General features: G+C 70.4%; 20 protein-coding genes. 11 read left to right on the top strand and 9 right to left on the bottom strand.

Annotation, left to right across the window (positions count from 1 at the left end; translation table 11 throughout):
- Positions 1–208 precede the first annotated feature (208 nt).
- The 3 genes from AB0I12_RS03030 to AB0I12_RS03020 are packed head-to-tail and all read right to left on the bottom strand — an operon-like array spanning position 209 to position 4,416.
- On the bottom strand, positions 209–1,006 hold the full coding sequence (locus AB0I12_RS03030) for a dienelactone hydrolase family protein (RefSeq protein WP_359923697.1): 798 nt from the start codon (positions 1,004–1,006) through the stop codon (positions 209–211).
- Complete coding sequence (locus AB0I12_RS03025) at positions 1,003–2,352, bottom strand: amidohydrolase (RefSeq protein WP_359923694.1); 1,350 nt, start codon at positions 2,350–2,352, stop codon at positions 1,003–1,005. The genes AB0I12_RS03030 and AB0I12_RS03025 overlap by 4 nt, the downstream gene beginning before the upstream one ends.
- The gene (locus AB0I12_RS03020; RefSeq protein ID WP_359923692.1) at positions 2,353–4,416 is read right to left on the bottom strand and encodes a hypothetical protein; all 2,064 of its coding nucleotides are present in this window, start codon (positions 4,414–4,416) and stop codon (positions 2,353–2,355) included. It abuts the gene before it with no gap.
- A 224-nt stretch (positions 4,417–4,640) separates the two neighbouring features.
- Between AB0I12_RS03020 and AB0I12_RS03015 the strand changes: the two genes are divergently transcribed.
- A complete protein-coding gene (locus AB0I12_RS03015; protein ID WP_359923690.1) occupies positions 4,641–5,285 on the top strand; it encodes an alpha-ketoglutarate-dependent dioxygenase AlkB in 645 nt (214 codons plus the stop codon).
- Between the two features lie 58 nt (positions 5,286–5,343).
- On the opposite strand, the gene AB0I12_RS03010 is transcribed toward AB0I12_RS03015, so the two are convergent.
- Positions 5,344–5,862 (bottom strand): hypothetical protein, encoded by a 519-nt coding sequence (locus AB0I12_RS03010; RefSeq protein ID WP_359923688.1) that lies wholly within the window; start codon positions 5,860–5,862, stop codon positions 5,344–5,346.
- 121 nt (positions 5,863–5,983) lie between these two features.
- Here AB0I12_RS03010 and AB0I12_RS03005 point away from each other — a divergent pair, with 121 nt between their 5' ends.
- The 3 genes from AB0I12_RS03005 (at position 5,984) to AB0I12_RS02995 (ending at position 9,091) form a co-directional block, all read left to right on the top strand.
- Entirely contained in the window at positions 5,984–7,240 is a 1,257-nt protein-coding gene (locus tag AB0I12_RS03005; RefSeq protein ID WP_359923686.1) for an MFS transporter, read from the top strand.
- Complete coding sequence (locus AB0I12_RS03000) at positions 7,240–7,878, top strand: pyridoxamine 5'-phosphate oxidase family protein (RefSeq protein ID WP_359923684.1); 639 nt, start codon at positions 7,240–7,242, stop codon at positions 7,876–7,878. Before AB0I12_RS03005 ends, AB0I12_RS03000 begins: the two co-directional genes overlap by 1 nt.
- A gap of 79 nt (positions 7,879–7,957) precedes the next feature.
- Entirely contained in the window at positions 7,958–9,091 is a 1,134-nt protein-coding gene (locus tag AB0I12_RS02995; protein WP_359923681.1) for a sensor histidine kinase, read from the top strand.
- A 15-nt stretch (positions 9,092–9,106) separates the two neighbouring features.
- On the opposite strand, the gene AB0I12_RS02990 is transcribed toward AB0I12_RS02995, so the two are convergent.
- Positions 9,107–10,318, bottom strand: a complete 1,212-nt coding sequence (locus AB0I12_RS02990; RefSeq protein WP_359923678.1) for an alpha-hydroxy acid oxidase — start codon at positions 10,316–10,318, stop codon at positions 9,107–9,109.
- Positions 10,319–10,392: 74 nt separating this feature from the next.
- On the opposite strand from AB0I12_RS02990, the gene AB0I12_RS02985 reads away from it, so the two are divergent.
- Entirely contained in the window at positions 10,393–11,154 is a 762-nt protein-coding gene (locus AB0I12_RS02985; protein ID WP_359923676.1) for an FCD domain-containing protein, read from the top strand.
- Here AB0I12_RS02985 and AB0I12_RS02980 read toward each other — a convergent pair.
- The gene (locus tag AB0I12_RS02980) at positions 11,077–11,604 is read right to left on the bottom strand and encodes a DUF6069 family protein (RefSeq protein WP_359923673.1); all 528 of its coding nucleotides are present in this window, start codon (positions 11,602–11,604) and stop codon (positions 11,077–11,079) included. The two genes, AB0I12_RS02985 and AB0I12_RS02980, sit on opposite strands and share 78 nt — an antisense overlap.
- 157 nt (positions 11,605–11,761) lie before the next feature.
- On the opposite strand from AB0I12_RS02980, the gene AB0I12_RS02975 reads away from it, so the two are divergent.
- The 6 genes from AB0I12_RS02975 (at position 11,762) to AB0I12_RS02950 (ending at position 16,659) form a co-directional block, all read left to right on the top strand.
- Entirely contained in the window at positions 11,762–12,901 is a 1,140-nt protein-coding gene (locus AB0I12_RS02975) for a histidine kinase (protein ID WP_359923671.1), read from the top strand.
- The gene (locus AB0I12_RS02970; RefSeq protein ID WP_359923668.1) at positions 12,898–13,545 is read left to right on the top strand and encodes a response regulator transcription factor; all 648 of its coding nucleotides are present in this window, start codon (positions 12,898–12,900) and stop codon (positions 13,543–13,545) included. The genes AB0I12_RS02975 and AB0I12_RS02970 overlap by 4 nt, the downstream gene beginning before the upstream one ends.
- Positions 13,546–13,554: 9 nt before the next feature.
- Positions 13,555–14,220, top strand: a complete 666-nt coding sequence (locus tag AB0I12_RS02965; RefSeq protein WP_359923666.1) for a response regulator transcription factor — start codon at positions 13,555–13,557, stop codon at positions 14,218–14,220.
- A gap of 166 nt (positions 14,221–14,386) precedes the next feature.
- Entirely contained in the window at positions 14,387–14,812 is a 426-nt protein-coding gene (locus AB0I12_RS02960; protein ID WP_359923664.1) for a hypothetical protein, read from the top strand.
- A gap of 76 nt (positions 14,813–14,888) precedes the next feature.
- Positions 14,889–15,824: an ABC transporter ATP-binding protein gene (locus AB0I12_RS02955; RefSeq protein WP_359923661.1), complete on the top strand. Its 936-nt coding sequence runs from the start codon at positions 14,889–14,891 to the stop codon at positions 15,822–15,824.
- A complete protein-coding gene (locus AB0I12_RS02950) occupies positions 15,814–16,659 on the top strand; it encodes an ABC transporter permease (RefSeq protein ID WP_359923658.1) in 846 nt (281 codons plus the stop codon). The genes AB0I12_RS02955 and AB0I12_RS02950 overlap by 11 nt, the downstream gene beginning before the upstream one ends.
- Here the strand turns inward: AB0I12_RS02950 and AB0I12_RS02945 are convergent.
- The 3 genes from AB0I12_RS02945 to AB0I12_RS02935 are packed head-to-tail and all read right to left on the bottom strand — an operon-like array spanning position 16,652 to position 20,716.
- Positions 16,652–17,920: a glycoside hydrolase family 125 protein gene (locus tag AB0I12_RS02945; protein ID WP_359923655.1), complete on the bottom strand. Its 1,269-nt coding sequence runs from the start codon at positions 17,918–17,920 to the stop codon at positions 16,652–16,654. The two genes, AB0I12_RS02950 and AB0I12_RS02945, sit on opposite strands and share 8 nt — an antisense overlap.
- Before the next feature lie 8 nt (positions 17,921–17,928).
- On the bottom strand, positions 17,929–19,158 hold the full coding sequence (locus AB0I12_RS02940) for an ROK family transcriptional regulator (RefSeq protein WP_359923652.1): 1,230 nt from the start codon (positions 19,156–19,158) through the stop codon (positions 17,929–17,931).
- Positions 19,151–20,716, bottom strand: coding sequence for a hypothetical protein (locus AB0I12_RS02935; RefSeq protein ID WP_359923650.1), 1,566 nt, complete (start codon positions 20,714–20,716; stop codon positions 19,151–19,153). Before AB0I12_RS02935 ends, AB0I12_RS02940 begins: the two co-directional genes overlap by 8 nt.
- Positions 20,717–20,719 lie beyond the last annotated feature (3 nt).

Here is a 20,719-nt window from a genome sequence, read left to right as displayed (position 1 = left end):
AGTCCCCTGTGGTGCCTCGGTGGCCGATCGTGCCATGCGTCCGGTACCCAGGACCAGAGGAAAAACGACAGCGTGACCCACCGCTCCCCCATTTTCGCAGACAGCAACGAACACCCCCAGCAAAACCGAGGATTCCCCGCCGGAGGGCCACTGAATCACACCGTTCGGGTTACCGAACGCGATCTTTGCATTTCCGTACGGAGCGTGGTCACATAGTCGCTGTCAGCTGTCGACGGAGGAAGTCCACGGTCCGGGTCCGGGCGTGGTACGCCGAGTTCGGCGGATCCTCGCGCAACTCCCGGGTGAGCACCGAGTGCGCGGACCGCCCGTACCCGTCGGGGTTCCCGGGCGCCGAGTCCAGCTCGATCACCTCGAACGCGTCGCCGAGCTGCGCACGCAACGTGACGAACCTCTCGGCCGGCGACATCCGGTCCCGGCTGAAGCGCAGCCCGAGGACGCAGAGCCCGTCGGCCCGGGTCCGCTCCTTGACCTTGTCGAGTTCTTGCGGCGACAGGCCGGGATCCCGCCGCAGCTTCGGCGTCACTGCGAACGGCGTCGACGGCTGGCTCAGCACCGGCGCGGTCACCACGTCCTCGACCGCGGTCGCGAGCGCGAACCCGCCGGAGAAGCACATCCCGACCACACCGACGCCCCGGCCCGGCGTCCGCGCGGCCAGATCGGTCGCGACGGCCCGCAGGTACCTCGTGATCGGGCGCTCCGCATTCGCCGCGAAGCACCGGAACTCCTTCGAGACGCACAACCGGGCGATCACGCCGAGCGTGTAACCCGGGGTCTCGGCGCGTCCCGGCGTACCGAACGGCGACGGGATCACGACGGTGAACCCCTCGCGCACCAGATGCTCACCGAACGCGGCCACCTCCGGAGTCAGCCCGGGGATCTCCGGGATCAGGACGACACCAGGTCCCTCGCCCTTCTCGAAGCAGTCATAGGTCAGGCCGGCACCGGCGAACGGCGCCCTCCGCCAGGAGGCCAGATCCGCGGTCATGGCGCGTAGTGTTGCACGGCGCCGCCCGCGGACAGGTCCACGAGCGTGTGGGCGAGGGATCTCGCATCGGCCAAGACCCCGGCCAGGTCCATGGTCGTCAGTCGGCGGTCGCGCACCACGACCTGACCGGCGACGAGGACAGTGACCACGTCGGAGGCTCGGACCGAGTAGACGAGCGCGGCGCGGGGGTCGTGCAGCGGCTGGTTGTGGGGTGCGCTCAGATCGACGAGGACGATGTCGGCCTGCCGGCCCGGCTCGAGTACGCCGATGCGGTCGGCGAGGCCGGCGGCCGCGGCACTGCCCCGGGTGGCCAGACGGAGGGTGTCGGACAGCGTCATCCACTCGGCGTCGTGTTCACGTTGCTTTTGGGTGAGGGCGACCATCCGCATCGCTTCCCAGACGTCGAGGGTGTTGTGCACGGCGGCGCCGTCGGTGCCGATGCCGACGTCGACGCCTGCTGCGCGCAATGCCTTGATCGGGGTGACTTCGCCCATCGCGAGCTTCAGGTAGACCTTCGGGCAGGACGCGACGGTCGTCCCGGCGTACCGCTCCAGGATCGGCAGGTCGTCCGCGCGGATCCCGCAGCCGTGCGCGACGAGGGCACCTGCGTCGAGGACACCGGTCCGTTCGAGCACCTGGACCGGTGTGACGCCGTGCTTGTCGAGCGAGGCCTGCGTCTGACCGTCGGTCTCGGCGGCGTGCAAGTGGATCCGCAGCCCTTCCGCCCGCGCGAAGTCCGCCGTACGCCGGAGGTCGTCGTCGGTCACCGTGTACGTCGCGTGCGGGCCGAGGCTCGCGGTGATCCGCGGATGCCGCTGCGCGAGCTCTCGTGTCGTCTCGAACGCATTGCCGACGGCCTGGTCACCCGCCGAGGAGAAGAACGTCGGCGCGAGGTCCGCGCGGATCCCGGACTCGACCGCGGCCTCGGCGATCTGGTCGGCGTGGAAGTAGTGATCGACAAAGGTCGTCACCCCACCCAGCAACATCTCCGCACACGCCAGCCGAGCCCCGACCCGCACCCGCTCCGGCGTCAGGTTCACCTCCATCGGCCAGATCCGCCGGTTGAACCAGTCCGCGATCGCCAGATCCTCGGCCGCCCCGCGCATCATCACCATCGGACTGTGCGTATGCGAGTTCACCAGCCCAGGCACCGCCAGCAACCCGGTCCCGTCCACAACCTCAACACCCGAACTGCTCCCCCAACCGCCCTCCGCCCCGGCTGAGGTGGGCGTGATCGCGACGATCCGGTCGCCCTCGACAGAGATGTCCTGAGCTTCGTCGACGCGGCAGTCGCCCTGCTCGGGCACGACCAGGACGGACACGTTGCGGATCAACAATCGCGACATTCATCCTCCAGCCCGGCCGGCTCGTCGACGTACAGAAGTCTTGTCCATCCCCGGGTCCACCCGATGGGTGCCGTGGGGGTCGACGTGGAAGGTGAACCCGTGCGGCGTACTCCATTCGAGCGTGCTTGGGCCGACCCGATGCACCGACCATCCGCGGGCATGCGTCTTCACCCGATGACCGAACCGGCCGAGCGGCGCCAGGTTGGCCGTACTGGTCTGGCCTCTTGGTCCGTGAGGGTCGTACGGCTCGATGTGGTCGAGGTCGATGCGGTCGCTGCTCTCGCGGGTGCCGTACGGGAACAGCTCGACGGGGTGGATCAGCCGAACCCGCTCTCGAATGCGGGTGGGGATCTCGTACGCGTCGACACTGACCGCGTCGTTCAGATCGATCACAGGCTTCACGGTGTATGGCCCATGCCCGACCAACTCGGCCAACTGACCGGCCAGCAGCGGCCCGATGCCCTCGGCGCGCACAACACCGGCACCACTCGCCAGAGTCTTGTCGGTGAGATGCACGATCACCTCGGTCTGTCCTGGACGCACCTGTCCCCTGGACCGACCTGCCGGATCGGTCCGCCTGATCGAACCGGCGGCGTAGGCGTCCTGTTTGATCTGCGCGAGCCGTCCGTCGAGCGCCCGCAACGCGGCAGCATCCATCGCAGACTCGTCGTCATTCCGAGCCTCCGGATCAGCCAACCGGCTGCCATACGGATCAACCGGCAGATCGGGATCACACGGCCCTGACGCTTCCAACCACGGATCCTCCACCGGCCCGACTGGCTCCTGCGGATCAAACAGCAGGTCATCCTCGCCGCCCGGACACGCGGCCCCGACCCTCTCGGCCCGCAGAATCACCCCGCTCCCCGAACACACGCGATCGCCCGTCATGGCCTCGGTCGACGCAACCGCAGCGTCGCCGGCCGGTGCGGGACACGGCGTTGCCGTCGTATCTGGCGCGGCCTCCGGGCCGGCGTAGGCAGTCGCCGCAGCACGTACGTCACCAGACGCTCGGCCGCACGCCCCGCCGGGATCGCGGCGACCGGCGCCTCCGGCCAGAACGTCAACTCCGGCCCGGACATCAACTCCGTCCCGGACGTCCACCCCCGCATCAGCCCCGGCGCGCGCATCCACCCTCGCGTCGAGCCTCGCATCGGCTTCGGTCCGGGCGTCGGTCTCGGGGGCGGCTTGAGGTTGGGTGGCGGTGTTGGTTTGGGCTTGGGCGAGGAGTTCTTGGGTGAAGGCGGGGTCGCAGATGATGCCGACGGCTTCGGCGCGGCGGTGTTGCACGGGGCGGGTGTCGCCGAAGGTCTTCAGGGCATCGGCGATCGCGGCGATGGTCGCGTCGTGGCGGTTGACCGCGGCTGCGGCGGCTTTGATGTAGATGGACTTGTTGCCGTGCCCGTCGCCGCGCCCGACGAACACGCCACGGTCGGCGGCTGCTTCCGCGGCGTCGGTTTCAGCGAGCCCCGGATCGGCCTGCTTCTTGGCTGCGGCCACGATCTTGTCCAGCCGGTACGGGGAGATGGTGTCCACGATCGGCGCGACTCGCCGGTCCACGTACGCCGCGGCGCACGGGTCGAGCTTCACGCAGTACCGCACGATCTGACAGGCTTTCCACGGTGTCGCCGCACCGGCCTGGACCTGCGCCCAGATCCGCGGGAACCGGTGCCGCAACGCGAGGCCATCGGCGATGATCTGGCGGCCGACGCCGGGAGAGACGCCGAGCACGACGGCGAACTCGGCGACCGCGAACTCGGCGATCTCCGGGCAGCCCTCTCCACCGAGCACCACTGCGCGCTCGCCGCCGTCGCGGACGCGCCGGCCCGGCCGGACCTCGCACACCGCGGGATGGAACCGATCGGCGTAGACCTGGGCGCACTCCAGCACCCGCGCGTCGGCCCTGCTGGCGACCGCGCGGCATTCGGCCGCGGCCTCCAGCAGGTCGCGGGTCGGCAGCACACCGAGATCATGATCGAACATGTGTTCGATTCTATCGAATGTCTGACTGTGCGCCAAATCCGTCAAACTCACGGAATCCCATGCCTGCAAGGCGAAGCGGCGCATCCACCGACCGCCGCCGGGTTCGATTTCCGAGAGTCGGCGATGCAGATCGGGTACCGGGGGCGGACTGAGCGGCGGCTCAGACAGGAGCAGGTGGATCGCATCCCTCAGTAGGCGCTCGCAACACCACACCATGACCCCAGCCCCAGCGCTTAGCCCTTGGCGCTCACCGCAGATGAGGGACAGATGATGGGAACATTTGTTCGAGTTTCGGGTATGGTGGGCGTATGGGTGCTGACCTTCAGGGCTCGTTGCTGGATGCGTTCGCGGATCCGGAGTTGGGGTCGCTGGACGGGGTGTCGCGGACCGAGTTGGGGCGCGGGGCCTGGATCGATGTGCTTCCGGGGTGGTTGACGGGGGCGGATCAGGTGTACGAGCGGCTGGCTCGGGAGGTGCCGTGGCAGGCGGAGCGGCGGCAGATGTACGACCGGGTGGTCGACGTGCCGCGCCTGCTGTGCTTCTACGGTGAGAACGCCGAGCTGCCACTGCCGATCCTCGACGAGGCGCGGGATGCGTTGAGCGGGTACTACGCGGACGAGCTGGGTGAGCCGTTCCGTACGGCGGGGTTGTGTTTCTACCGCGACGGCCGGGACAGCGTGGCGTGGCACGGGGATCGGATCGGGCGCGGCAACCACGAGGACACCATGGTCGCGATCCTGTCGGTCGGCGAGCCTCGCGTGCTTGCCCTGCGACCGCGACCGGGCGGATCCAGCGGTCCGGTCGGCTCGACGGTGCGGTATCCACTCGGGCACGGCGACCTGATCGTCATGGGCGGCTCCTGCCAGCGCACCTGGGAACACGCCATCCCGAAGGCAGCCGGCCGCGTAGGCCCACGCATCAGCATCCAGTTCCGCCCCCGGGGAGTCCGGTAACCACCACACCCAGCCGACGGCCGGGACGAGGTGGCCGCAGACCGTCGGGTGGGCCGGTTCAGGCGGCGGCTGCGGGGGTGTTGGTGATGTCCGGGCTGTAGATGCCGTCTTTGGTGGCGATGTAGAAGCCGAGGAGGCGGATGCCGGCGGCGCGGCAGATCGCGGTGGCGGCTTGTGACCACTGGTTGTCCAGGTCGGTCAGGCGGGCGGGGCCGGGGCGGCCGAGGGTCAGGATGAGAGCCGCGTCGGGGGCGGTGCGGACCGCCGGGATGATCGGGTGCATGGCGGTCCCGCAGAGCTGGGCCGGGCTCGGACCCACGGCATGGGTCGACCGGTCGGCTGGGACGGCCTCAGGCGGGACGGCCGCAGCTGGGATGGCGTCGGCCGGGATGGCGTCGGCCGGGAGTTCGACGGTGACGGTGGCCAGGTAGTGGTCGTCGGGGGCGCAGATGAGGACTGTGAGGGTGCCTCGGCGGCGGTCGCCGTGGCTGACCATGAGGTCTACGACATCGGCTGTGACGGCGGGGTCGGTGAGCGGGCGGTCGGGCCAGGTGGCGGAGAGGTTCTCGAAGCTCATGCCTGTAAAGATGCCGCGATTCCGGCCGCCGGGCCGGGTTGTCCACAGCTGAAATTGGCCCATGTTCTGAAGGTGGGAATGGATCTCTCGGGTGGGCCGTTGCGCATCTAGGCTCGAGGACATGAGCAGCAGACTTGGGCAGATGCTTCCCCCGGCCGGAGCGCCGCGGGATCTCGCGATGGCGCAGTTGGCCAACTCGGTCGGGGACGGGGCGTTCGTCGTCACCTCGGCGTTGTTCTTCACCCGCGTGGTCGGGCTCTCGACCGCGGAGGTCGGGCTCGGGCTGACGATCGCCTGGCTGGTCGGATTCCTGGCGGGCGTCCCGCTTGGAAACCTCGCGGACCGGCGGGGAGCCCGCGGCACCGCGGTCCTGCTGGCGCTGACGACCGCGACAGCAGTCGCCTCGTTCCTGGTGGTCAGGAGCTTCGCCGGCTTCCTGATCGCCGCGGTGATCTACGCGTGCAGTCAGACCGGGCTCACCGCGGCGCGGCAGGCGTTGCTCGCGGGCCTGGTCGCCCCGGCGGAGCGGACCAGGATCCGCGCGTTCCTGCAGTCCACCGTGAACGCCGGGCTCGCGATCGGCGCGCTTCTCGGCGGCGTGGCGCTCCGCTTCGACAGCACGGCGGCGTACCTGACTGTGTTCGCGGTCGACGCCCTCAGCTTCCTGATCGCGGCCGGGCTACTGCGCCGGGTGCCGTCGATCGCGACCACGCTGCGCGTCGCGGGCGAGCCGCGGCTGGCCGTGCTGCACGACCGCCCGTACGCCGTGCTCGCGCTGATCAATGCGGTGATGCTGCTCTTCATGCCGCTGATCAGCCTGGTCGGCCCGCTCTGGATCGTCACCCGCACGAACGCGCCCAGCTGGGTCGTCGCCTCGCTGATGATCGTGAACACGCTCGGCGTGACGTTCTTCCAGGTCCGGATCGCGAAGAGCGTCAAGGATCTGCGCACCGCGTCCCGCAGCGTCCGGTACGCCGGTGTCGCGATGCTGGCCGCCTGCGCAGTCTTCGCGACCACCGCCGCCGGCCTGAGCGCCCCGCTCACCGCCGTCGTCCTCGTCATCGCCGCCGCACTCCTGACGCTCGGCGAGATGAAACTCGCCTCCGGCGCGTGGGAAATCAGCTTCGGGCTGGCCCCCGCCGACAAGCAGGGCCAGTACCAGGGCTTCTTCGGCACCGGCCCCGCGATCGCCCGGATGCTCGGCCCGGCACTGCTCACCACAGTGGTGCTCGGCTGGGGCCCGATCGGCTGGCTGGCCGTCGGTGCACTGTTCCTGGGGACCAGTTGCGCGACTGGTCCCGCCGTACGATGGGCTGCGCGGACGAGGGCCGTCAATGAGGACGCCACGCCGTCGCTGGCAGAGGAGAACGCCGCCTGATGGAGATTCCCGGACTGGTCGAGATCACAACGTACGACGAGCTGCGGGAGGTTGTCCCGCAACCACTGGCAGCCGCCGCAGGCAAGGCCCGCAAGGAGTTGCACGACCTCGACCGGGAGTGGCTCGCGGCCTCGCCGTTCTGCCTGATCGCCACCTCCGCGGACGACGGCACCTGCGACGTCTCCCCCAAGGGCGACCCGGCCGGGTTCACGAAGATCTTCGACAGCACGACGATCGCGATCCCGGAGCGGGCCGGCAACCGGCGGGTCGACGGGTTCACCAACATCCTCTCCAACCCGCACGTCGGGCTGATCTACTTCCTGCCCGGCCGCGGCGACACGCTGCGGATCAACGGCCGCGCCCGGATCGTCCGCGAGGCGCCGTTCTTCGACGAGATGGTCGTGAAGGGCAACCGCCCGCAGCTCGCCCTGCTGGTCGAGATCGAGGAGATCTTCCACCACTGCTCGAAGGCGTTCCTGCGCTCCCAGCTGTGGAAGCCGGAGACCTGGACCCCGGAGGCGATGCCCAGCCGCCCGCGGATCGCGAAGGCGCTGGAGCGGCCCGACGACGAGCTCGCGACGCTGGAGGAGTACTACGGCACGGCGTACGAGGAGAAGATCTACAAGGTCAAGTACTGAACTACCGCGGCGGGCGCAGGCCGATGTACTCCGTGGCGACGATGACACCGGCCCCGCCCGGCCTCTACGGTTCCGTACTGTGAGCACGACCGAGACGCCCCCGCCCCTGGGGGCACGAGTGCGCCGCGCGGCCCTGCCCGTGGCGCTTGCCGTGTTCTCGGTGGTCGGCACGTTCGGGGCGTCCCGCGGTCAGACCGACCGCCACGAGCCGGACTTGTTGATGGTGGTGCTGCTGCTGATCGGCTCACTGTCGCTGTACTGGCTGTGGACGAAGCCGATCCCGGTGCTGTGGGCAACGGTCCTTTCGACGCTGGTCTACATGCTCCGCGAGTACCCGTGGGGCCCGGTGGTGTTCGCGTTCGTGATCGCCGTGTTCACCACGATCCGCCTGGGGCACCGGCTGGCGGGCTGGCTCGGGCTGATCACCTTGTACGTCGGGCACGTCGGCGGGCGGATGATCCTCGGGATCAACGAGCAGGGCATCTATCAGGTGCTGCTCGTCGGCACCTGCTTCTGCGTCCTGGGCTTCCTCGCCGAGCTCTTCCGCGCGCACCGCGACCGCGTGATGGCCGCCGCGCGGACGCGGAAGGAGGAGGAGCTGCGCCGTGCCGGCGAGGAACGGCTGCGGATCGCGCAGGAGCTCCACGACGTCGTCGCGCACCACATCTCGCTGATCAACGTGCAGGCGTCCACCGCGCTGCACCTGGTCGACCGGCAGCCCGAGCAGGCCGCCCCGGCGTTGTCCGCGATCAAGGACGCGAGCAAAGAGGCGCTGGTCGAGCTGCGGTCGATCGTCGGCGTCCTGCGGCAGTCCGACGAGTCCGCGCCGCGGCAGCCGGTCACCGGACTCGATCACCTCGATCACCTGATCAGCCGGACCGAGCGGGCCGGCCTCGACGTACACAAGATCGTGCACGGCGATCCGCGGCCGCTGCCGGCCGGACTCGACCGCGCGGCGTTCCGCATCGTCCAGGAGTCGCTGACGAACGTCGTACGGCACGCCCGGGCGACGTCGGCGACGGTCCGGATCCAGTACGGCGAGCAGTCCCTGGTGCTTCAGGTCGACGACAACGGCGAGTCGCTGGCCGGTGCACCCAAAGAGGGCAACGGCATCTCCGGGATGCGCGAACGCGCCACCGCACTCGGGGGCACCCTGACCGCGAACCGCACACCGACCGGCAGCCTGCGGATCACGGCGACGCTGCCGCTGTGAACAAGCCGGCCGGTGTCAGGGCAGGCGGACGTGGGACGGGTTCAGGTCGGCCACGCGGGAGACGCCGAGCAGGGCCATCGTGCGGCGTACCTCCTTGGTCAGGATGTCCGCGGCCCGGGCGACACCGCGCTGACCGCCGGCCATCAGGCCGTACAGGTACGCGCGACCGACCAGGCAGGCGTCGGCGCCGAGCGCGATCGCCGCGACGATGTCGGCGCCGGACATGATGCCGGTGTCGAGGTAGATCTCCGCGTCGCTGCCGACCGCCTTCCGGACGTCCGGCAGGATCCGCAGCGGCGTCGGGGCGCGGTCCAGTTGGCGGCCGCCGTGGTTCGACAGCACGACCGCGTCCGCGCCGGCGTCCACAACCCGGCGGGCGTCCTCGACGGTCTGGATGCCCTTGACGATCAGCGGGCCGTCCCAGATCGAGCGCAGCCAGTTGAGATCGTCGATCGTCATGGTCGGGTCGAACAGCTTGTCGAGCAGTTCCGCGACGGTGCCGTCCCAGGTGGACAGCGAGGCGAACGTCAGCGGGCGCGTGGTCAGCAGGTTCGCCCACCAGGCCGGGTGCAGCGACGCGTCCAGGACGGTCTTCGCGGTGAGCGACGGCGGGATCGTGAAGCCGTTGCGGACGTCGCGGAGCCGGGCCCCGGCGACCGGTACGTCGACGGTGAGCATCAGCGCCTCGTACCCGGCGGCGGCCGACCGCTTCACCAGGTCCTCACCGGCCGTGCGGTCCTTCCACACGTACAGCTGGAACCACTTGCGTGCGTTCGGGCCCGCGGCCGCGACGTCCTCGATCGAGGTGGTGCCCATCGTCGACAACGCGTACGGGATGCCGACCTGCTCGGCGACCTTCACGACCGCGCTCTCGCCCTCGTGGTTCATCATCCGGGTGAAGCCGGTGGGCGCGAACGCGAACGGCAGCTCGGAGCGGCCGCCCAGGATCGACGTCCCCAGGTCGATGTCGGAGACGTCGCGCAGGATGGACGGCTGCAGCTCCATCTCGGCGAACAGCCGGCGGGCGCGGCGCAGGCTGATCTCCGCCTCGGCGGCGCCGTCGGTGTAGTCGAACACCGACCGCGGCGTCCGGCGCTTCGCGATCGCCCGCAGGTCCGCGATCGTCAGCGCCTTCTCCAGCCGCCGCTCGGTCGGGTTCACCGTGATCGGCTTCGGCCGCAGCAGCGGCTTCAACTCGGACCATTTGGGCATCTGGCGATCGGTCATCACGTCTCCCGGCTGAATCTGTGGTCGGACCACACCCTACCCTGTGGTCCGACCACACAGATAGGCTCGTCCACATGAAGAACTACGAGCTGGTCCTGCACCGGGTCGAGGCCGATCTGGCCGCCGGGCGGCTGCGGATCGGCGGGCGGCTGCCCGGTGAGCGGGCGCTGGCCGAGCAACTCGGGATCAGCCGGCCGTCGGTGCGGGAGGCGGTCCGGGTGCTGGAGGCGATGGGCGTGGTGCGGACCGCGACCGGCTCCGGGCCCGAGGCCGGCGCGGTGATCGTGGCGGAGCCGGTGTCGCCGCTGACCGCCGTACTGCGGTTGCACCTGGCAACCAACCACCTGCCGATGGGCGACGTCGTGCAGACCCGGCTGCTGCTGGAGTCCTGGTCGGCGCGGGAGGCCGCGGCGCGGGAACTCGAAGCGGACGAGCTGAAGGTCGCGGAGGAGCTGCTCGACCGGATGGACGACACCGCGCTGTCGCCGGAGGAGTTCCACGTGCTCGACGCGGAGTTCCACGTTGCGCTGTCCGGGCTGGCGGGGAATGTGCTGATCGCCGCGGTGATGACCTCGCTGCGGTCGGCGATCCACGGGTACGTGCTGGCCGCCGTACCGAACCTCCCGGACTGGGAGGCGACGGCGGTCGGGCTGCGGGCCGAGCACCGGGCGATCCTGGCGGCGGTGCGGGGCGGTGAGCCGGAGCGCGCGGCCGGGCTCGTGACCGCGCACATCCGGGGGTTCTACCAGGCAGCCCAGTTAGCACCGTTCGGCGGCGCTGAGGGCGGTGCGGCGCAGGCCCAGGATCACGACCGCGCCGACGACCAGGTGGAGTGACGCGAGGCCGAGCTTCGCGCCGAGGCCGATGCCGTTCGTCAGCGGGCTGCCGAGCGAGGTGGTGCAGACGATCGCGGCGACGACGGTCCAGATGTTCTGGGCGCGCGGCGTACGGCGCTCGAGGATCGCGAGCAGGGCCCAGCCTGCCAGCGCGACGAAGACAGTCGAGACGACCACGGCGGCGGCGCCGATGTGCTGGGTGCCGCCCTGTCGGGCCTCCAAGGTGATGCCGGCGAGCGGGCCGAGAATCGCCCAGTCAGCGAGCGCTGCAAGAGCGGCAACCCCGACAACGGCCAGGCGGCTACGCCCAGGAACCCGGCGAGGAGCCGCCGAGGCAGCCGGGTCGGCAGGCAGCGCGGGGGCCGCGGGCAGTGCCTCGGCCGTGGGCTGGGAATGAGCCGCGCGCTGCGACTGGCCCGTGGGCTTGGGCTGGGATGTGTGGTTGTGCATTGAGGGCTCCTGGGGTGATGGGGTTGTGGGATCACCTTCTTGTGGAGTGGGGGGTGGCGGCATCGGTCGTGGGGCTGGGGGTGGGCGGCCGGAAGTCTGTGGGGGTTCGACTTTGGTTGGTGGTGCCGATCGAGGTTGACCGCCTAGGGTCGGCGGCATGGAGGAGTGTGTGCCGCCGAAGCCGTCGAGACAGGTCGACCTTGTCGCGACCGGCGCGATGAGCGTGCTCGTCGCGCTGACGATCGTCGGGCGGCTGCCGGATCCGGAGCACGACAAGTTCCTGTTCCTCGACATCGCGGTCGGCGTCGTCGCGGTCGCGCTGATCCCGGTGGCGCTCCGCCGCCCGGTGCCGGGCGCGATCGCACTCGCCGTCCTGGCGGCCCTCTCCCCCGCCGCTACACCGCCCTCCACCCTCGGCACGTTGAACGTGGCCATGCGCCGCCCGTGGCGTCCGGCGATCCTGGTCGCCGTGATCGGCACCGTCGCGCATCTGATCCAGGGCCTGTGGCAACCGATCCACGGCCTCCCGTTCCTCTGGTTCGCCGTCCTGGACGTGGCCGTGCACGCCGCACTGCTCGGTTGGGGTCAAGGAACGCAGGCCCGGCAGCAGCTGCTGGAGTCGCTGCGGGAACGCGCCCGGCGCGCGGAGGCCGAGCAGGGCCGCCGGGTCGCCGAGGCGCGATCGCTCGAGCGCACCAAGATGGCCCGCGAGATGCACGACGTCCTCGCCCATCGCCTCTCGCTGCTCGCGACGTACGCCGGTGCGCTCGAGTACCGCCCGGACTCGTCACCGGAGAAGCTCGCGAAGGCGGCCGGCGTGATCCGGACCGGCGTCCACCAGGCGCTCGACGAGTTGCGCGAGGTGATCAACGTGCTGCGCGACGAAGACGTGTACGAAGGCCGACCACAACCGACGTTCGGGGACCTCCGGGCGCTGGTCGACGAGTCTCGCGACGCCGGTACGACGATCGCGTACGAGGACCAGGTCGCCGATCCGGCATCCTTGCCGCCGGCAACCGGGAGGACGGCGTACCGGGTCGTGCAGGAGGGGCTGACCAACGCCCGCAAGCACGCGGCCGGACACCCGGTGACCGTGCTGGTGTCCGGCGAACCGGGTGATCGGTTGCGGATCGAGCTGACCAACCCGGCCTCGAACGGTAGGCCGCTGGCGCCCGGGAGCGGGACCGGGCTGGTCGGGCTGACCGAGCGCGTCCAGCTCGCGGGCGGCACGCTGGACCACGGGCAGGTGCCCGGTGGCGGGTTCCGGCTGGAGGCCTCGCTACCGTGGCCCTCGTGAACATCCGGGTGCTGGTGGTGGACGACGACGCGTTGGTACGGGCCAGCCTCGAGATGATGCTGGACGGTGCGAACGGGATCTCCGTGGTCGCGCAGGCCGCCGACGGGGACGAGGTACCGGCGGCCGTCGACGCGCACTTCCCGGACATCGTGCTGATGGACCTGCGGATGCCGCGGGTCGACGGGATCGTCGCGACCCGGCGGCTGCGGGCGCGGACGAACCCGCCCGAGGTCGTCGTGCTCACCACGTTCGACACCGACGAGAACGTCCTGCACGCGCTCCGCGCCGGGGCGAGCGGGTTCCTGCTCAAGGACACGCCGCCCGCGCAGATCGTCGACGCCGTCCGGCGGGTCGCGGCCGGCGACCCGATCCTGTCGCCGGCGATCACCCGCCGATTGATGGACCGCGCCGCCACCCAGGCTGACGCCCACACGATCGCGCAACAGAAGCTGCAGCGGCTTTCGCCCCGCGAGTACGACGTGATGCTCGCGGTCGCGCAGGGCAAGGCGAACGCGCAGATCGCGTCCGAGCTGTTCATGAGCCTGGCGACCGTGAAGGCGCACATCTCGCACATCCTCACCAAACTCGAGCTCGGCAACCGCACGCAGATCGCGCTGCTCGCACATGACGCGGGGCTCGCATAGGCTCCGCGCATGATTCGGGTGCTGCTGGCGGATGACCAGGCGTTGGTGCGGGCCGGGTTCCGGTCGTTGCTGAACGCCGAGGACGACATCACGGTGGTCGGCGAGGTCGCGGACGGCGCCGAGGCCGTCGCGGTGGCGCGGCGGGACAAGCCCGACGTCGTACTGATGGACATCCGGATGCCCGGGACGGACGGGCTCGAGGCGACGCGGCAGATCGGCGCGGATCCGGAGCTGGCCGACGTCCACGTGGTGATCCTGACGACGTTCGACCTCGACGAGTACGTGTTCGAGGCGCTGCGGGTCGGGGCGAGCGGGTTCCTGGTGAAGGACACCGAGCCGGTCGAACTGCTGCAGGCCGTGCGGGTGGTGGCGCGCGGTGACGCGCTGCTGTCCCCCGGTGTGACGCGCCGGCTGGTGGCGGAGTTCGCGTCGCGGTCGCGGCAGCCGCATGCGAGCAAGGAGCTCGACGTCCTCACCGAACGCGAGAAGGAGATCGTCGCGCTGGTCGGCGAAGGCCTGTCGAACGACGAGATCGCCGGGCGGCTGGTGCTCAGCCCGGCGACCGCGAAAACCCACGTCAGCCGCGCGATGATCAAACTCGGCGTCCGCGACCGCGCCCAGCTGGTGGTGGTCGCCTATCAAACCGGGCTCGTGCGGCCCGGCTGGCTCGGTTGACCTGCCGACGCGTGCAAGGTCGACAGGACGTCTCTGCAACTCGCGGCTGTCGGCTCGCGTGATTCGAGGTCTGGTGCCTGGTTGCAGACGGATACGTCCTGTCGAGACTGCACGGGTTCGTCTGCGGAGTTGACCTTCCAGCTGGTCGAGGGGCGAGGGTGGTTGCATGATGCGACTGGAGGAGATCACCGCCGCTGTCGAGGCCGGACGGGGCGGGGATCGTGAGGCTGCCCGCACCCGGTTGACCGCGCTCTGGGAGGAGATCGACGACCCGGCGACCCGGTGCGTGATCGCGCATTTCCTCGCCGATGTGCAGGAGGAGACCGAGGACGAGCTGAGCTGGGATCTGCGGGCTTTGGAGCTCGTCTCGGACGACCAGTGGCTGCCGTCGCTGCACCTCAGCCTCGCCGACGACTACCGCCGGCTGAGTCGGCCCGAAGAAGCCCGAGAGCACCTCGCGGCGGCGGAGGCCAACCTCTCGAAGCTCCCCGCCGGGGACTACGGCGACCTGATCAGGAGCGGCTTCGAGCACGTGGCGGAAGCTCTCGCGGCCGGCAGTGTGCAACGGCTGGAGACCAATCCCAGTACCTGACTACTCCCCCAGGGGTAGGGCCGGTGACTCCTCCAGGGCGACGCCGGACGTGGGGGCTGACAGCCAGGCTCTAGGTATGGATGCGCTAGTTGAGGTCAGCGGGCTGACGAAGCGGTACGGCGACACCTTGGCGGTTGACGGTGTCGATCTGACGGTGTTGCCGGGTGAGGTGTACGGGTTCCTGGGGCCGAACGGGGCGGGCAAGACGACGACGCTCCGGATCCTCACCGGGCTGATCGCGCCGACGAGCGGCCGGGTGCGGGTGCTGGGCGGCTGGCCGGGTGAGTCCGGCGTATTGCGGCGGACCGGGTCGATGATCGAGTCGCCCGCGTTCTACCCGTACCTGTCCGGCCTGGACAACCTGCGGCTGCTGGCCGAGTACGCCGGGGTGTCGCGACAGCGGATCGACGAGGTGCTCGGGCTCGTCGACCTCGCCGATCGCGCGACCGACCGGTTCTCGACGTACTCCCTGGGGATGAAGCAGCGCCTCGGCGTCGCGGCGGCGCTGCTCAAGGACCCGGAGCTGGTGATCCTCGACGAGCCGACCAACGGCCTCGACCCGGCCGGGATGCGCGACATGCGCCGCCTGATCCGCGAGCTCGGCACCGGCGGCCGGACGGTGCTGCTGTCCAGCCACCTGCTCGGCGAGGTGCAGCAGATCTGCGACCGGGTCGGCATCATCAACGCCGGGCGGATGGTTGCCGAGCACACCGTCGACGAGCTGCGCGGCGAGCAGGAACTGGTGGTCCGGGCCGCACCGAAGGACCAGGCGCAGTCGATCCTGACCCGCTTCGGCAGTGTCCACCGCTACGACGACACGCTCCGGGTGCAGGTGGATCCGGCGAAGGCCGCCGAGGTGAACCGGACGCTCGTCGAGGCCGGTATCGAGGTGTCCGAGCTGCACACCACCGAACGCGCGCTCGAGGACATCTTCTTCGAGCTGACCACAGAGCTGACCACAGAGCTGTCGACAGAGCTGTCGGCCGGGGAGGAGACCACCGATGCTGGGTAGCTACCGAGCCGAACTGCTCAAGCTCCGCAAGCGATCCGCCGTCTGGGTGCTGTTCGGCGCCGGCCTGGTGCTGAGCCTGATCTTCGGGTACCTGCTGCCGTACCTGGGCTACGCGACCGGCGACGACAACCCGCAGACCAACGGCGTACCGCGCGCCGAGATCCTGCGCGGCATGCTGCCCGAACGCGTCGTCGACAACACGATCGGCGGCTACCCGATCTTCGCCGGCGCGCTCGCGCTCGTGCTGGGCGCGATCGTGATCGGCGGCGAGTACACCTGGGGCACGCTGAAGACCGTCCTCACCCAGCGCCCGCAGCGCGGCACGATCCTCGGCGCGCAGTTCCTTGCGCTGGCCACGATGATCGCGCTCTGGGTGCTCGGGATCTTCGCCGCCTGCGCGCTGTGCAGCCTCGGCATCGCCGCGGCCGAGAACGGCTCGACGAACTGGCCGGGCATCGTCGATCTCCTGCAAGGCCTCGGCGGCGGCTGGCTGGTGCTGATGATGTGGTGCCTCGCCGGAGCCGTCCTGGCTGTTGCCTTCCGCAACGTCGCGTTGCCGATCGGCCTCGGCGTGGTGTGGATCCTCGGCATCGAGACGCTGCTGGCGGGCGTCGTGAGCAGTCTGCTGCCGAGCCTGGACTGGCTCGCCAACGCGCTGCCCGGTACGAACGCCGGCTCACTCGTCTTCAGCGTCACCGGCATGGCCGCCGCCGACGCACCACCCGGCGTCCGCGATGCCGTCGGCGGCGGACGGGCGCTGCTGACCCTGATCGGTTACTGCGCGGTGTTCGCCGTCCTCGCGGCCTGGACCACGCGGCGCCGCGACGTCACCTGATCCCGGCGTGCACCAGCGCGAGCTCGCAGAACATCGCGTTGGCCCAGGAGAACCACTCGCGGGTGTACTGCGTGGGGTCGTCGACGTCGAAGCCTTCGTGCATCTGGCCGGTGCCGCCGGTGGTGTCGCGCAGGAGCTCCAGCAACTGCTGGCGCTCCTGCGCCGCCGTGCTGGAGATCCCCTGCACGGCGAGCGCGATGTGCCAGATGTAGCGCGGCGGGGTGTGCGGGCTGCCGATACCGGCGGCCGCCGTACCGCTGTAGTAGTAGGGATTCGACGGGCTGAGCAGCAGGGAGCGCGTGGCGAGGTACGTCGGGTCGTCCGGCGCGGCGTACCCGGTGAGCGGGATCGACAGCAGGCTCGGCATGTTGGCGTCGTCCATCAGCAGCGTCTCGCCCAGGCCGTCGACCTCGTACGCGTACACCCGGCCGTGCACCGGATGATCCACCGTGCCGAACGTCGCGATGCCCTCGTCGATCTCGGCCTTCAGCGCCTTCGCCCGGTCGGCCAGCGGCTCGTCCCGTAGCACCTCGGTCGCGATCTCCTGCAGGTACCCGAGCACCACCGAGGCGAACATGTTCCCGGGTACGTTGAAGCCCAGCTCGGTCGCGTCGTCACTCGGCCGGAACGCGCTCCACGACATGCCGGTCGGTCGCGTCAGCCGCCCGCGTCCTTCGCGGACCAGGGTGTCCGACGGCCGATCGTCGTGCCGCTGGAACCGGTACGGCGAGCGCGCCTCGTGGTCCTGCTCCACGGTCCACAGCTCGACGATCGCCTCCGCGGCGGCCCGGAAGCGGTCGTCGATCACGTCCGCGCGGCCGGTGATCCGCCACAGCCGGTAGGCCAGCTCGAGCGGGAAACACAGCGAGTCGATCTCGTACTTGCGCTCCCACACCCACGGCGACATCTCGGTCTCGTCGGTGACGTGACCGGCGCCGTTCGCCTCCTGGTTGAAGGCGTTCGCGTACGGGTCCAGGACGACGTACTCGAGCTGCCGGTGCAGCACGCCGATCAGGATCTCCTGCAGGCCCGGATCGTCCTTGCACAGCAGCAGGTACGGGCGCAGCTGAGCGGCCGAGTCGCGCAGCCACATCGCCGGGATGTCGCCGGTGAGCACGAACGTGGTCCCGTCCGGCAGCCGCTCGGCGACGGCCGGCAGGTTCTCGGCCATCGAGCGCCGGAACATCTCCGCGATCACGTCGTCGCCGCCGGCCTTCCGCACAGCCTCCGTGGCGCGGGCGAGGACCTCGGGGTCGATCATCAACACATCTACCTTTCACCATCAAGAGTCAGGCCGAGAGAGGGGTCGGGCGAGAAGGTCCGGTCCAGGACCAGGCTCGCGGCGCCGATCGCGCCGACGTCCACGCCGAGCGCCGTACCGGTGACCTCGAACGGATGCACCGCCCGCAGCAGGAACCGGCCTTCCAAGGCCTCCCGGACCGCGGCGTCGAGGACCGGTGCGAGCTGTTCCCAGTGCGGGCCGCCGAAGACGACCCGCTCCAGATCGAGCAGGTTCGCGATGTCCTCGACCACCTTGGCGATCCGCTCCGCGAGCGCGGTGACGATCGCCCGCGCCGGCGCGGAGCCGTCCGCGGCCAGCGCGCACAGCCGGGAGAAGGCCGCCTCGACGGCTTGCCGGTCGTCCAGGTCGATGCCCTCGGCAAGCACTTCGGCCTGGACGCCCTGCTGTACCAGGAACCGCGGCTGGCTGGCTTCGCCGACGCAACCGCGCCGGCCGCAGTAGCACAGCGGACCGTCCGGATCGACGATCACGTGGCCGATCTCGCCGACGTTGCTGGACGAGCCGCGGACCACCTCGTCGCCGATCACCAGCCCGGCGCCGACGCCGGTGCCGAGGTAGAAGAAGACGAAGCTGCCGCCCTGGCCGGCCCACCGCTCGGCGGAGGCGGCCGCGGTCACGTCCTTGTCCAGGACGATCGGCAGGCCGGTGCGCTCGGCCAGCTCGTCACGGAGCGGCACCAGGTGCCAGGTCGAGAGGTTCGGTGGGTCGACCACCACGCCGCGCTCGACGTCGATCGGCCCGGGCGCGGCGATCCCGACGCCGGTGACCCGGTCCCGCGGTGCGCCCGCCTCGGCGATCACTTCCTCGATCGTCTTCGCGATGCCGTCGATCAGCAGGCCGGGGTCGTCGGCGTACTGGTCCACCGGCCGCCGCGCGACCACCTCGCCGGTCAGGTCGAGCAGGACGACGGTGACGACGGACGGGTCGAGGTGGACGCCGACGGCGTACCGGCCGGTGGGCTCGAGCTCGAGCAGGGTCCGCGGCTTGCCCAGTCCCGCGCCCCGCAACCGTCCGGCTTCGCGGACCAGGCCCGCGTCGAGCAGGCGGCGCGCGATGTTCGAGATCGCCTGGCCGGACAGACCGGTGGCCTCGGCGAGCTCGACGCGGCTCAGCTGCTCGCTGCGGCGGATCGCGTCCAGCACCACGGCGTCGTTGAAGCCCCCGACGCGATCGAGGTTCGTCCCCCGTCTAACCAATTGGATCCGCACCCCACGGTTGCGACCAGTCGTACCGGATGGTGTCCCCACCCGTGCGCCATTCGTTCGGAGTGGTGTTGACCAGCCAGTCGACCGGCTCGATTTCCGACGCAGCACCACCGTCGAGCGCCAACCGTATACCGTCCCGCAACGCACGGTCCGTGCGGTCCGTCCGCGCCGCCGGGTCGATCGACAGGAACAGCGCCGTACCGGACCGGGCGACGAGATCCAGGAACCGCTCGTTCAGCTCCCACGGCGTCTGCGGCGTGCACGGGACGCAGTCCGCGTCGACCGTGAAGAACCGGTTGTGCTGCGGGAGCCGGAACGCGAGGGTGTTCACCCCCATCTTCCGGGTCCGCTCCCAGTCCCGGCCGGAGGTGTCGTCGCCGGTCCGCTGGACGTCGACGAGCCCGGCCGCGAGGTGGCCCACGGTGTTGCAGCCGATCAGTACGACGTCCTCGGCCGCCGCCCGGATCTCGCGGTAGAACGCCAGCACGATCTCGGCCGTCGTCCGCGACCGGTCGTGGAACTGCCAGCCCCCGGTGGTCAGGCGGGATCCCATCGCCGGCCCGAAGTTGCCGAAGATGTCGTACGTACTGAAGTCGTGCTTGACCAGCTCGAATCCCCAGGACCGGAAGCGTTCGAGATCGGAGCGCACGCCGTCGAGGACCTCGGGGCGGGTCGGGTCGAGCGCACGGCCGGGTTTGTCGTGCGAGCCGGACTTCGCCCACCGGCTGGGTTCGCGGACCAGGAGCGGGCGGAACCACAGGCCCGGGCGCGCACCGATCGCCTTGATCGCGGCCGCCGTACCCGCCAGGTCGTCGAAGACGCCCGGCGTGCCGCGGTCCCAGGGGCCGCCGGAGGCGATGCCGCCCGGGTACCAGCCGTCGTCGACGACGCTGAACGGCTTCACCGGGTGGCCGTCGGCGAGCTCGACGATGGTCGACGCGTCCTTCAGGACGGCCTTCTCGTCGAAGTTCTCGCCGTAGGCGTAGTACCAGTTGTTGGCACCTACAACTGGCCCGGCAACAGGCCCGGCCACCGGCGCGGGCTCAGGTCGCGCCGGTAGCCGGGTGCTCATGGTGGCGACCGCTGCGTGCAGGGTCTGCCAGGGTGTGCCGACGTCCTCGAATCGTCGCACGACCGCTGCTGTCAGGGTACGACCGTCCAAAAGCGCCGGGCCGTCGCCGTTCCGCAGATCGAGCCACAACGTGAAGCCATCGCCGTCGACCGTCCAGGCGCAGAACGCGTTCGGCTGCACGTCGACGCCCATGCCGAAGGTGCCCGCGGCGGAGTGGGCGAGGAAGTACCACGGCAGCAGCCGCTCGGGCTGCCGGTGCCGCCACTGCAGGTCGCCGTACGAGCGTTCCCACGCGTCGCCGAGGATCAGGGCGTCGCTCGGCAGCTTCTCCGACCAGCGCAGCGCGACCCGGGAGACCTTCGCCGCGGTGACCTCGACCGTCCCGTCGTTCCAGCTGACTTCGATGCCGGCGCGTGCCGGAATGGCCAAGCCGTCCGAGGGGTCCGCCTGGACGAAAACAGCGCTCGGTTCTCTCACCTG

It is taken from the genome of Kribbella sp. NPDC050459, assembly GCF_040655315.1.
Taxonomy (GTDB): domain Bacteria; phylum Actinomycetota; class Actinomycetes; order Propionibacteriales; family Kribbellaceae; genus Kribbella.
Note: the sequence above shows the minus strand (reverse complement) of the source record. Positions and strands in the feature narration are given on the sequence as shown.